Source organism: Pseudomonas sp. NY15372, from assembly GCF_048068215.1.
Lineage (GTDB): Bacteria > Pseudomonadota > Gammaproteobacteria > Pseudomonadales > Pseudomonadaceae > Aquipseudomonas > Aquipseudomonas guariconensis_A.
Window position 1 is genome coordinate 23,464 of record NZ_JBLUPY010000005.1, and the last position, 11,878, is coordinate 35,341.

10 protein-coding genes are annotated in these 11,878 nt (G+C 64.1%); 4 read left to right on the top strand and 6 right to left on the bottom strand.

The window, feature by feature from the left end:
• The first annotated feature begins 1 nt into the window (after nt 1).
• Entirely contained in the window at nt 2-1,015 is a 1,014-nt protein-coding gene (locus ACNFG0_RS05675; RefSeq protein ID WP_196155735.1) for an ATP-binding protein, read from the top strand.
• 110 nt (nt 1,016-1,125) lie between these two features.
• Nucleotides 1,126-1,683: a vWA domain-containing protein gene (locus ACNFG0_RS05680; protein ID WP_416764324.1), complete on the top strand. Its 558-nt coding sequence runs from the start codon at nt 1,126-1,128 to the stop codon at nt 1,681-1,683.
• Between the two features lie 117 nt (nt 1,684-1,800).
• Here ACNFG0_RS05680 and ACNFG0_RS05685 read toward each other — a convergent pair whose 3' ends face one another.
• The gene (locus tag ACNFG0_RS05685) at nt 1,801-2,067 is read right to left on the bottom strand and encodes a hypothetical protein (RefSeq protein WP_084858069.1); all 267 of its coding nucleotides are present in this window, start codon (nt 2,065-2,067) and stop codon (nt 1,801-1,803) included.
• A 325-nt stretch (nt 2,068-2,392) separates the two neighbouring features.
• Between ACNFG0_RS05685 and ACNFG0_RS05690 the strand changes: the two genes are divergently transcribed.
• Nucleotides 2,393-3,718: a sigma-54 dependent transcriptional regulator gene (locus ACNFG0_RS05690; protein ID WP_196155736.1), complete on the top strand. Its 1,326-nt coding sequence runs from the start codon at nt 2,393-2,395 to the stop codon at nt 3,716-3,718.
• A 177-nt stretch (nt 3,719-3,895) separates the two neighbouring features.
• Here the strand turns inward: ACNFG0_RS05690 and ACNFG0_RS05695 are convergent, their stop codons facing one another.
• From ACNFG0_RS05695 to ACNFG0_RS05715, 5 genes are read right to left on the bottom strand one after another with little or no spacing between them, the layout of a single operon-like run.
• Nucleotides 3,896-4,846, bottom strand: coding sequence for an NAD-dependent epimerase/dehydratase family protein (locus ACNFG0_RS05695; protein WP_196145378.1), 951 nt, complete (start codon nt 4,844-4,846; stop codon nt 3,896-3,898).
• A 36-nt stretch (nt 4,847-4,882) separates the two neighbouring features.
• On the bottom strand, nt 4,883-5,923 hold the full coding sequence (locus ACNFG0_RS05700; RefSeq protein ID WP_416764219.1) for an HlyD family secretion protein: 1,041 nt from the start codon (nt 5,921-5,923) through the stop codon (nt 4,883-4,885).
• 7 nt (nt 5,924-5,930) lie between these two features.
• A complete protein-coding gene (locus ACNFG0_RS05705) occupies nt 5,931-8,066 on the bottom strand; it encodes a TolC family protein (protein WP_416764220.1) in 2,136 nt (711 codons plus the stop codon).
• Nucleotides 8,067-9,395, bottom strand: a complete 1,329-nt coding sequence (locus ACNFG0_RS05710) for a glycosyltransferase family 2 protein (protein ID WP_416764221.1) — start codon at nt 9,393-9,395, stop codon at nt 8,067-8,069.
• A 10-nt stretch (nt 9,396-9,405) separates the two neighbouring features.
• Complete coding sequence (locus ACNFG0_RS05715; RefSeq protein WP_416764222.1) at nt 9,406-10,800, bottom strand: diguanylate cyclase domain-containing protein; 1,395 nt, start codon at nt 10,798-10,800, stop codon at nt 9,406-9,408.
• Between the two features lie 445 nt (nt 10,801-11,245).
• Here ACNFG0_RS05715 and ACNFG0_RS05720 point away from each other — a divergent pair, with 445 nt between their 5' ends.
• Nucleotides 11,246-11,833: a GNAT family N-acetyltransferase gene (locus tag ACNFG0_RS05720; RefSeq protein ID WP_416764223.1), complete on the top strand. Its 588-nt coding sequence runs from the start codon at nt 11,246-11,248 to the stop codon at nt 11,831-11,833.
• Nucleotides 11,834-11,878: the final 45 nt, after the last annotated feature.

The window sequence follows — 11,878 nt, forward strand, 5'->3', positions numbered from 1 at the left end:
AATGAACGAACCCCTGCAATTCCCGCTGGCCGCCGTGGTGGGGGCCGACGACCTCAAGTTGGCCCTGTGCCTGACTGCGATCGACCCCAAGATTGGTGGTGTGCTGATCGAAGGCCCTCGGGGCATGGCCAAGAGCACCTTGGCCCGTGGCCTCGCCGACCTGTTGCAGGCGCCTGGGCACACACCGCCGTTCGTGACCCTGCCATTGGGGGCCACCGAGGAACGGCTGGTCGGCACCCTGGACCTGGATGCCGCGCTGGGGCAGGGCAAGGCGCAGTTTTCTCCCGGCGTACTGGCCCAGGCCGATGGCGGTGTGCTTTATGTCGATGAGGTCAACCTGCTACCCGACCCGCTGGTGGATCTGTTGCTGGACGTGGCTGCCAGCGGCACCAACCGCATCGAGCGCGATGGCATCTCGCATCGCCATGACGCCCGCTTCGTGCTGATCGGTACCATGAACCCGGAGGAAGGCGAGCTGCGCCCGCAGTTGCTTGACCGCTTCGGTCTGAATGTGGCCCTCGAAGGGCTGCCGCCACCAGAAGCGCGTCAGCAGATCATTCGCCGCCGCCTCGCCTTCGACAGCGACCCGCAGGCGTTCTGCAGGCAGTGGGCCGACGCCCAGGCACAACTGCGTGAGCGCTGTCAGGCCGCTCGCCAACGTCTGGCTCAGATTCCGCTGGATGACCAGGCCCTGGCCTGGATCACCGAAGGTTGCTTCAGCGCCGGTGTCGATGGCCTGCGCGCCGACCTGGTCTGGCTACGCGCGGCTCGGGCCCACGCCGCCTGGCGAGGGGGAGCGACGATCGAACAGGGCGACGTCCAGGCCGTGGCGGATTTCGCCTTGCGTCATCGGCGTCGCGAATCGCCGCCGGCCGACGTCCCGACCAGTGCGCCGCCCCCCGGTGGCGGCCATGCAGGTCCTCAGGGCGGCGAGGGCGACTGGGGGGCACTGGCGCCGCAGGCGGTCAGCAATGGTGTGCGGCGCGAGGTGCCGAACTGGGCAAAAAAGCCCTGAGCATCCGCCCGCACGCTGCACAGGAGGCGGATGCCAGGCCACAGGCAGGAACGCTCGCCGGCGCCGCTCGGGGCCGGGCCCGTAGCGGCGGCTCGGCGCGGGTCGCCTGGCTGCCCACTTTGCTCAAGGGGCGGCCGCGGCAACGCCAGGATTTGTGTTGGCAACAGCGTCAGGCCGAGGCGCCGCAGCTGTGGCTGGTGATCGTCGATGCCTCGGCATCCACCCGACGCAACCAGGCGTTGGCCCACGCCAAGGGGCTGCTGGCCGAACTGTTCGACCAGGCCTACCGTCAGCGTGCCCGCCTGGCCCTGCTGACCGCCAGCGGTGGTGCGCCGCGCTGGCAGCGTCATGGGCTCAAGGCATCGGCGGCCCTGCAACCGTGGTTGCAGGCGCTGGGTGCAGGCGGCGGTACGCCGCTGATCGCTGCATTGGAAGACGCGCGGCGCTGGCTGCTGGCGCGCGACAAGCGCCACCCCCAGGAAACCCGGCGCTGCCTGGTGCTCACCGATGGCCGTCTGCAACGCTGGAGCCCCCTTCAGCCGATGCCGTGTGCGACGGTGCTGGTGGACATGGAGCGGGCGGCGGTGCGTGTGGGGCGGGGGCGGCAACTGGCCACGCAACTGCAGGCCGAATATCGGCACATCGAGCAGTTCAAACCGTTGGGCTGATCATGCTGAGGAAGTATCGACTGCGACAATAAGCCGCAAATAAAAAGTTGCCAACAGGGCAGAGGGAAAGTTGCACAAGTGCGTGAGCGGGCACGCACTTGTGTTGGCACGTCGATATTATTCAGGCATCGACCAAGGTTGCAGGTCATACCCTTTTTCGCAAAGTTCGGCACGCACTTCCTCGATCAGGCTGGCCCATTGCGCAGGGTCGGAATAGATACGCGAGGATACTTGCTTGCTGCCGATACGCGTGCTGGTCCGGTCGATCACTGCCAGGCTTAGCTCACCAGTACCGTTGGGTGCATCCCAGGCTACGCACTGGAAGGGTTCGAAGGCGTGGTCGGCGATCAGCAGTGCTTCGTTGACACGGAGCGGGGCGTTCATGGTTCGGTCTCTCTATGGTCCCAAACAGCGAAGTGATGTCCGCGTTGCTTGATAATCAGAGGTGCGCAGCGCGGGGTTATTCGTACTGATGCTCCAAGTCGGGGTTGAAGTCACACAGCCATTAAAAATTTTTTCAAAGGTCGCCTGATAAGTCGCGCAACCTGTGACGCCCGAAATGTTGAAAGATTCCCAGGTCTCCGGCGGGGGGCCACCATTGGCGGACAAACGGTCATGGGGTTGTCGAGGTTCGTTGCTACTGTTAAGTCGGACGTTGCAACTTACTGTTTCTACTTAAAAAACCACTTTTTGGCGCCAAGGAACAGTCATGCCCGAACCGACCGCTCAACGCCGCCTGCTCATCGTCGACCCGTGCGACGATTGCCACCGTCTACTACCGGGCCTGCGCAGCGTCGGCTGGGATGTGCACAGCTGTACCCTGGCCTTGGCGCTGGAGCAGCCGTGCGATGTCGGTCTGTTGCGCCTGCAGGCCTCGCACCTGCGTCACCCCGAAGCGGTCAAGGACTTGATCACCCGCAGCAACACCGAATGGATCGCCGTGCTCAGCGCCGAGGAGCTGCGTACGCAGAACATTGGAGATTTCGTGTGCGAGTGGTTTTTCGACTTCCACACCTTGCCGTTCGATGTGTCGCGGGTACAGGTCACCCTTGGCCGGGCCTTCGGCATGGCACGCTTGCGTGGCAAGGGCACGGTGCGGGTCGACGAGCCGGAGCACGAACTGCTCGGCGAGAGCCGCCCGATCCGCGACTTGCGCCGGTTGCTGGGCAAGTTGGCGCCGACCGAGTCACCGGTGCTGATCCAAGGCGAGAGCGGTACGGGCAAGGAATTGGTGGCGCGTACCCTGCATCGTCAGTCGCAACGCAGCGACAAACCGTTCATCGCTATCAATTGCGGCGCCATTCCCGAGCATTTGATCCAGTCGGAGCTCTTCGGCCATGAAAAAGGCGCCTTCACCGGTGCCCACCAGCGCAAGGTGGGGCGTATCGAGGCGGCCAACGGCGGTACCCTGTTCCTCGACGAGATCGGCGACCTGCCGCTGGAGCTACAGGCCAACCTGCTGCGATTCCTGCAGGAAAAGCATATCGAGCGGGTCGGCGGGAACCAACCAATCCCCGTGGACGTCCGAGTCCTGGCCGCGACCCACGTAGACCTGGAGAAGGCCATTGTCCAGGGGCGCTTTCGGGAAGACCTTTACTACCGGTTGAACGTGTTGCAGGTCGTCACCGCGCCGCTACGTGATCGGCATGGCGACCTGTCGATGCTGGCCAGCCACTTTGCCCATTTCTACAGCGTGGAGACCGGCCGTCGCCCACGTTCGTTCAGCGAACACGCGCTTGCGGCCATGGGCCGGCACGACTGGCCTGGGAACGTTCGCGAGTTGGCCAACCGGGTGCGGCGTGGCCTGGTACTGGCCGAAGGGCGGCAGATCGAGGCCCAGGACCTGGGGTTGCAGGGCGTCGAACAGGAGGACCAGCCTCTGGGCACCCTGGAGGACTACAAGCACCGTGCCGAGCGCCAGGCATTGTGCGACGTGCTCGACCGGCACAGTGACAACCTCAGTATCGCGGCCAAGGTGCTGGGGGTGTCCCGGCCTACGTTCTATCGCTTGTTGCACAAGCACCAGATCCGCTGACATTCACGGATAACCCTGTCGTATCGACGGATGCAGGCTTTGCAGGAGCGGCCTTGCGCCGCGAAAGGGCTGCGGAGCAGCCCCAGGATTTTGGCCTTGATGCACCTCTGTCGGGGCTGCTTCGCAGCCCTTTCGCGGCACAAGGCCGCTCCTACAGGGGCTGGGTGTGGCGCGGGGTTACCGGCGATCAGCGTTCTTGAGACTGGCCAAAAGGCGCGTCAGCCCTTGTTCCAGCCCGGTCACCGTGGGCAGGGCGAACTGGCCCAGCAGGCGACTGTTGTCGGCACGGGAATGGCGGATATCGCCCGGGCGCCCGGCATCGTAGCGCAGCTCGGGGGTCTTACCGGTGGCCTGGCTCAGGGCTGCGACCAGGTCGTTGAGGCTGGTGGCGCGGTTGAGCCCGACGTTCACCGGCTCCGGGCTGATCGCCTGGCTTTGCACGGCCTGGACCAGAATCTGCACGAGATCGGCGACATAGACGAAGTCTCGGGTCTGTTCGCCATCGCCGTAGATGGTGATCGGGCTGTCGGTATTGACCCGCTCGCTGAAGATGCTGATGACCCCGGAGTAGGGCGAGCTTGGGTCCTGACGCGGACCGAAGATATTGAAAAAGCGCAGAATCACCGGTTCCAGGCCGTGCTGGCGCTGGTAGAACCCCAGGCAGTGTTCGCTGGCGAGTTTGTCGAAGGCGTAGGGGGTCAAGGGCATCTTGGGCGTGTCTTCATGAATGGCGCTGCCCTGGCCGTTGCTGCCGTAGATGGCCGCGCTGGAGGCGAACACCACCCGTTTGATCCCCCGTTCGCGCATGGCCTCGCACAGGTTCAAGGTACCGATGAAGTTGCTCTGGTGGGTGCGCAACGGGTCGTCCACCGATGCTTGCACGGAGGCCACGGCGGCCAGATGGACCACCGCCGTGCAATGCTTCAGGGACTGGGCGACCGTTTCGGCATCGGCGACATCGCCAATGACCACGTTCAGGCGTGGGTTGTCGACGGGCAGGTTGCTCAACTTGCCGGTCGACAGATCGTCCAGCACCCGCACGCAATGGCCTTTTTCCAGCAGGGCTTCGACCAGGTGCGAGCCGATGAAGCCGGCCCCGCCGGTAACCAGGATTTTCTCGGAAGGCATTGTTGCTTACTCCACGATTGGATGAGACCCACCGGGTCAGTCGAAGCCCAGGGTGCGCTTCCAGTTGGTGGGGAAGCGCACATGCAGCGGCAATTGGTCGATACGCCAGCGTGGCGACAGCGGCTGGTCGAAGCGTGCCGCCACCTGCAGGCCCATCTCGCTGGCGGCGAACGGGCCGCGTAGCACCACCGGCGTGCGCCCGGCGCTGTCCACCGCCTGGACCACATGGGCGTCGAGCCACTTGCCGTCCGGCATGCGTACTTGCAGCGGCTGGCCGACCCCGGCATAACCGATGTTGTGCGGCTCCAGGTAGATCCACAGCAATGGATCACCGACGCGCTCCAGGCGCATCAGCAAGGTGCCAGGGCCGACATTCTCGCCGGGCGTGACCAATACCTCGGCGATACGTCCAGGCTCGGGTGCGACCAACGACAGCGCCTGCAGTCGGGTCTGCAGCCATTGCCGTTCGGCGTTCTGCTCGATCAGCTGGCGGTCGAACTCGCGCGGCTGGCGGGTCAGTTGTTCGCGACGCTCGAAGGCGGCCAGTTCGGCCTTGCGCCTGTCTTGTTCCGCCTGCGCGGTCATCAGCTCGCCGCGGGTGGCCGCGCCTTGGGCGAGCAGGGCCGACAGCTGCTGCACCTGCTGCGCGGCACGCCCCGCGCTGGCACGCAGCGACTGCCTTTCGCGGCTGACCCATTCGGAGTCCGCCACAGTCGGCATCTCGGTGGGCATGGCGGCCAGCTGTTGCAGGCGTACGCGCCACTCGGGATTGTCCAGATTGACCAGCAACTGGCCTGCCTGGACCTGCTCGCCCGCCGTCACATGCAATTGCTCGATCCGGCCGGCATCCCGGGCACGCACTTCCTCGATGGGTAGGCGCAACTGCGCCGGTGCATCGATCAGGACCAGGCTGAACAACAGCTTGCCCAGCAACCATAACAATGGGCTGGCGACCAGGAACAGGATCAGGTACCAGCGCAGGCGAAACGCCATGCGCTTGCCCGGTGCATAGAGCACCTTCAAGCCGTGATCGTGGGTCGGGTTGAGTTCTTTGGGGCTGTCAAAACGAATATTCATGAGCCTTTCACCGTTTTGGATAATCAGCCCAGGCTTGCCAGTCGATCCCGACAATTCCCTGGGGAGACAAGTCTTTGCGCCACTGGGCTACCTGTTGTTGCAGCCGCTCGGGCGGCTGCCCGGCCCAGCTTTCGCTCTTGGATAGATGCGGTTCCACGCTCTGGGCAAGGCGCAGGCGCAGGTCAGGCCAGCGTTTGGCGATGGTGCTGGCGCGCTGGGTGCTGCGTTCGCTGTTGCTGGTGTAGATCATCAGGCTTACCTGGTGCACGCCGATGCCGGGCAGTGCACAGGGCACGCAGGTTTTGCTCGGCGGGGTGGGGTCGAACCAGCGCGGGTGGCTGGCGATTTCCACCGGCCACCGGCTCGCCTGCACGGCAGCCTTGAGTGTGTCCAGCCAATCGCGTAGGCGCTGCTCGGGCACCGGCCAGCCGAGCTGTTCGACTTCAAGGTCCAGGTGCAGGCTGTCGAAGGCCAGGCCGTCGAGTTTTTTCACGAGGCTCATCAGTTCGTGACGCTGGGCCGGCTCGATCCAGCTCGGGTCACCGAGCAGCAGGCTCACCTGAAGACCTTGGCCAGAGGCTTGGGCCAGCAGTTGTTCCAGCGCTTGCCGGGTAGTGGGCAGGTTACGCACTTGCGCCGCATCCAGACCCAGGTAGATCTTCTGCATGCCGGCCTGCTGCAAGGCTTGCAGTTCGGCAGGGCGGCGGTGTGGGTCGAGCAGGGCGGCACTGTTCCAGACATAGATGCCCTGGCTCCAACCGGCGGTGCGGGTGGGCGCATCGCGCACGACAGAAAGGGGCAGCAGCGGCGGTGCCGCGGCCAGCGTCAGCGAGGTCGCGGAATCATTCAGGGTGGTCCATTGCTGCCGCTCGCGCCCGAGCAGTTGATCGGCCTGGGGCGCATCTTCGAGCAGCAGGTCCAGATTGGCCTGGCGCAACCAGGCGGCGTGCCAGGCCGCGATCAGGTCCAGGCCGCTCTGGTAGTAGAGCCGCTGGGCCATCAGCTGGCCATCGAAGCCATCGTCGCCACCGCCGATGTTGCGCCGTTTCTCCTCTTCCAGGGCTTGGGCGACGACACTGCGTTGCTGGCGCCGCTGCTCGAGGGTGAGCTGCCCGGCGCGCTGGGCGCGCAGGGCTTTGTTGAGCTCAAGCCCCAGGGTCTGGCGTTCTGCTTCGAGGCGTTCGCTGGCCGCATCGTAGCGGGCCTGGGCCAGTTGCTTGCGCGCACGGCTGTTGCCGACCACGTCGAAGGGCATGGAGAAGTTCAACGCCACCAATAGGCCGCTGCCGGACTTGTCCGAGCCGCTGCGGTATTCCTTGCTGCCGGCGAGGATCACATCCGAGTCGATGGCGTTGTACCAGGGGCTATCGCGTTGGGCATCGGCCTGGGCGAGCAGGTTCTGCTTTTCGCTGATGCGGGGGTGTCGGCCCAGCACGGCCTGCCAGCGATCGAGCGGTTCCGGTGCCAGGGCCAGGGGTTCGGCAGTGGCCTGGGCGCCTTCGGGGATCGGTTGGCCGCTGAGCAGGGCCAGGTCTGCGCGTATGTCAGCCTCGAGCTGGGGCAGGCCGTCGCAACGCTGGGTCATGACCTGCCATTCACTCAGGCGCAGTTGTGCCTGGGAGTCGCGCAGCCAGCCTTTTTCACGGCGCATGCGGATCTTGCCCGCGGCTTCCGAGGCGCCAGCCTTCAGCGATCGGCACAGTGCGAGCTCCTGTTGCGCCCGCCACCAGTCGGCATAGGCGCTGCGCAATGCCAGGCGCCGGCTGGAACGCTCGAGCGCCTGGCGCATTTGCTGGCGCTGCTGTTCGTACTGGTTGTTCTCCAGCAGTTCGAGCTGGCGGTTGAGGCTGCCGAGCAACGGGTGGCGCACGCCCAGGTTCAGGTTGCGCCCATAGTAGTCATCGCGGATGTCCTCGGTGACCAGTTCCTCGAACCGGCCAGCGCTGGCACCGGCGAAGACCTGCCAGCCGGCACGGTCCTCGTGCAGTTTGGCTTCAGCCTGCAAGGCGCGCAGATCGGCGGCGCCTGCCCGGGCCAGGGGGGTGTCCTGCTGCCGGTCGAGCAGCTCCTGGAGTGTCAGGAGCTGCCCATGGGCCAGGCCGCTGGTCATGGACAAGGTCAATACCAGAAGAAATGAACGCATCTAGAACCTCGTGGCTTTCTTGAGGACCCACCAAGGCGCCATGCTGCTTTCCTCATGGCCGCGACGGAAAATCTCGTTGAGCATGGCCACCGCACTCCAGCAGCGCATGATCAGCATGAACAAGGGGAACACCGGTACCAGCACGGCCAGGCGTGCATCCTGGCGCGGCCGGTCCGATACCATCAGCAGCATCACCAGGAACAGCACCAGGGTGATCGACAGGTACAGCAGGTAGATCAACGCCGCGAGCACTAACAATGTGGTGCCCGGCAGCACGAACACCGCAAGCAGCAGGTAGCCGACGATGATGAACGGCAGCACCAACTGGAAGAAGAAGCCGCTGAGCAGGATCATGATGAAGGTCGGCCAACCCAGCAGCGTCGGGTTGATGTTGTGGTTGTGCTTGCGCACGTAGAGGAAGAACAGGTCGCCGTCCCAGCGCAGGCGCTGCATGAGGAACTGGCGGAAGGTCACCGGCGCGTCGGTGTGGCCGACGGCTTGCGGCTCGAACGGAATGCGCAGGTCGTGGCGGGCGAAGTAGCTCTTGATTCGCAGGGTCAAGTCCAGGTCCTCGGCGGTATGGGTGTTCCAGCCGCCGATCTTGACCAGGAAGCTGCGCCTGAAGGCACCGAAGGCACCGGACACATTGTTGACCAGGTTCCATTCGGCCAGGCCGATCTTGGACATGTGGATCGACAGCAGGTATTCCAGCGCCTGCATCGCCGTCGATACCGACGCCCAGGTATTGCGCACCCGCAGGCTGCCGGCCACGGCCGGTACCGAGGGGTCGGCGAAATGGCGCACGATCGAGCTGACCATGTTGTTGTCGAACGACGTGTCGCCATCCAAGGCCATGACGATTTCGCCACTGGCCAGCGAGAGCCCCGCATTGAGCGACGACACGCGCCCTCCGCGTTGCCATTTAGCGATTGGCCGCAGATGGCGCTTGGGATACAGCTGTGAATCGAGGCGGAAGCTGCGCACCGCCTGCAGGGTCGGCTGGTTGACGGTAGCGCCATCGACCACCGGTATCAGCTCGATATGCCCTGGGTAGGTCTGCTCGCACAGGCTGAGCAGGGTTTTCTGAACATCCATCCCTTCGCTGTAGCAGGTGATGATGCACGAGACCCGCGGGCAGTACTGGTTGACCTGCGGTGTGGAGGCGTGGCGGCGCACGAACCAGCGCAGCACCCCCAGCAGCACCAGCAGGATCAAGGGCAGCTCCAGCAACAGGAAATAGGGAAAAAGCATCAGGAACACGCGGCTCAGGCCATCGGGCCCGGTCAGCGGGTACAGCGCGTTATAGAGCTGCTCGAAAAACGGCGGCATGGTGTGGTCCTCATGCCAACCCACTGGCCACGCGGGCCAGCAGCAGTTCGGCATTCTCGTCGCCGTGAAGGTCCTGGGGCGCGGTCAGGCTGGAGATGCGCAGGCTGATGCTGCTCACCTCGGGGTCGCTGAACAGCTCCGCGACCTGACCCAGGCGCCGCTTGACCGTGTCCAGCCCTTCCGAACCGGTGTGCGGCAGCAGGACCCAGAGAATTTCCTCGGTGCCGCGCGAGCACCGGTCGGTTTCGCGCAGGGCTTCCTGCAGGCGTGCCACCAGGCTGTCGATGAAGGCATGGCCACGGTGTTCGCCCAGGCGCGTGACGGTCTGGCCAAGGTTGACGAAGCGCAGGCCAAGCACCGAGAACGTCGACGGCTCGTAGCGGCGGACGATCTGCAGTTGCCAGCTCAGCAGATCGTGGAAGGCTCGTCCGCCGAGCAGATTGAGCCGGTTGAAGTGGCTGATGTCGCCGCTTTCGCTGTCCAGGCCTTGGCGGCAGCGCAGGCGGCCGGCCTCGGTCAGGCGGTAATGGCGAACTTCACGCACGCGCAAACGGTCCGGCGCATGGGCCTGGCCACAATCCATGCAACGCGCCTGCACGGAGGCGTCGACGAAGAACGCCTTGCAGCCACGGCAGCAGTAGTTTTCCAGCGGGCGGTCGTAATCGCTGCCGATGTGTCGCAGCTGTTTCAGGCAGTTGGGGCAGAGCAGCATGGCGTTCTTCATGAACGCGTCCTGGGGCGCCACGTGGCCGCAGGTGAAGCAATGCAGCGCCGGTTGCCGGGAGATGTCCAGGTCCTTGCACTCGGGGCAGACATCGACATAGTTCAAGCGTCCGGAGCCGCAGTCGCCACACAGTCGGATGCGGTCGAGCATGTCGCCCTCTTCAAGCCAGTCCTGCTGCGCCATCAGGCTCAGCCAGGCAAAGCTGCTGACCTGTTCCTCGCCGGCCAGCGCCTCGAGCAAGGGATACCGGTAATGCTGGGCGACGCTAGGGTCGCGTACAGCAAGGACCTGTGCGCTGGCACGCATCCACAGCCAAGCCAGTACCCGGCCTTCGAAGCGATCGGCCGCGGCCGATGCCTCGAAGCGGGCGTAACGTGACTGCCAGAGCTGCCAGCGTACTGTCAGCTCGTCCAGGTCGGCAGGCACTGGCCCATCGCTCAGCGCGATGCAGCTGTCGTCCAGGTCGCGACAACAATGGATCAAATGGAAGCGGTAGGGGCTGGCGCTGCGCAAGGCATGCAGGGACCGGCTGGCGACAGCGGCGGGTTGATCGATCAGCAGGACATCGAATACCGGAGCGGCCAGCAGACTTTCGAGGTCGGCGAAGCAGTCCAATGTCGCGCCACTGTGGCTCGACACCAGCCCGCCCAGTACCGCGATACGGGGAGTCGGGGTTGGCATGTTGTATTTCCTTGTGGGTCAAACGAACAACGTGCAGTCAGAAACCCGGCGACTATAGAGTTTGCGTCAAAAAACTGCTAATAATTTTTTGTGATTAATATTTTTGACGTTTTGTGACGTAAATTTGACTGTTTAACTGTGATGAGGGTTCAGAACTGAGACACAGTATTTCAGCGGTTTAGGGCAAACAGGTGAGCTTCTTTGGGAAAAGTGCAGCTATCCGTTCAAAAAATGACGGTTTCGCAATTGGGGTACAGGCGAATTCGAGCCGTTTTTTTGAACAGAGCCGATGACACTGGCCGGTGCATGCCAGAGGGCTTTCATTGCCTGGTTACGTCACGCCAATGCCTCGGTACGACGTGTTGACGAGACAATCGACCAGCGGATTGAAATGCCCCTGATCTGACCGTTATAAGAGCCCCTTCATCCCTTTGGACGCGTACCCATGACCGTTGAATTTCGTCCGGCTCGCCGCTCGGATGCCCGTGATATCGCCAGGCTGTTCCAGATCACTTCCGAAGGTGTAGCCGATTACATCTGGAGCCAGTTGGCTGAGCCAGGGCAGGCGCTGCTGGATGTCGGCGCTATCCGCTATGCGCGAGATGACGTGGATTTTTCGTACCAGAATTGCCTGATCGCAGAAGCGCAGGGGCGCGTAGTCGGCATGATGCACAGCTATGCGATGTACCACGACCCTGCAGCCGAGCCTGTGACCGACCCGGTGCTGGCGCCCTATGCCGACATGGAAGTACCCGACACGCTCTACATTTCGAGCTTGGCGTTGCATGAAGGCTGGCGTAACCAGGGCCTGGGCGCGCGCTTTCTGGAGCTTGCCCAGGCAAGGGCCGACCAATTGGGGCTCAAAGGCCTGAGCCTGATCGACTATGCCGAGAACACTGGGGCCCGGCGCTTCTACGAGCGCAAGGGCTTCGGCATCGTCAAGACCTGCCAGATCGCGCCTCATCCGCTGGTGCGGGTGGCGGGGGACGCCTACCTGATGTATCGGCCCAGCGTTGGAGCCGAGCAGGCCTGACACCGAACCTGGTATTCGATGCCGGCCAGCAGGCCCGCGATGGGC

Bases quoted from the DNA above. Each gene is read 5' to 3' on its own strand.
- ACNFG0_RS05675 (WP_196155735.1), top strand. From the start codon at position 2: ATGAACGAACCCCTGCAATTCCCGCTGGCCGCCGTGGTGGGGGCCGAC.
- ACNFG0_RS05685 (WP_084858069.1), bottom strand. From the start codon at position 2,067: ATGAACGCCCCGCTCCGTGTCAACGAAGCACTGCTGATCGCCGACCAC.
- ACNFG0_RS05690 (WP_196155736.1), top strand. From the start codon at position 2,393: ATGCCCGAACCGACCGCTCAACGCCGCCTGCTCATCGTCGACCCGTGC.
- ACNFG0_RS05695 (WP_196145378.1), bottom strand. From the start codon at position 4,846: ATGCCTTCCGAGAAAATCCTGGTTACCGGCGGGGCCGGCTTCATCGGC.
- ACNFG0_RS05700 (WP_416764219.1), bottom strand. From the start codon at position 5,923: ATGAATATTCGTTTTGACAGCCCCAAAGAACTCAACCCGACCCACGAT.
- ACNFG0_RS05705 (WP_416764220.1), bottom strand. From the start codon at position 8,066: ATGCGTTCATTTCTTCTGGTATTGACCTTGTCCATGACCAGCGGCCTG.
- ACNFG0_RS05710 (WP_416764221.1), bottom strand. From the start codon at position 9,395: ATGCCGCCGTTTTTCGAGCAGCTCTATAACGCGCTGTACCCGCTGACC.
- ACNFG0_RS05715 (WP_416764222.1), bottom strand. From the start codon at position 10,800: ATGCCAACCCCGACTCCCCGTATCGCGGTACTGGGCGGGCTGGTGTCG.
- ACNFG0_RS05720 (WP_416764223.1), top strand. From the start codon at position 11,246: ATGACCGTTGAATTTCGTCCGGCTCGCCGCTCGGATGCCCGTGATATC.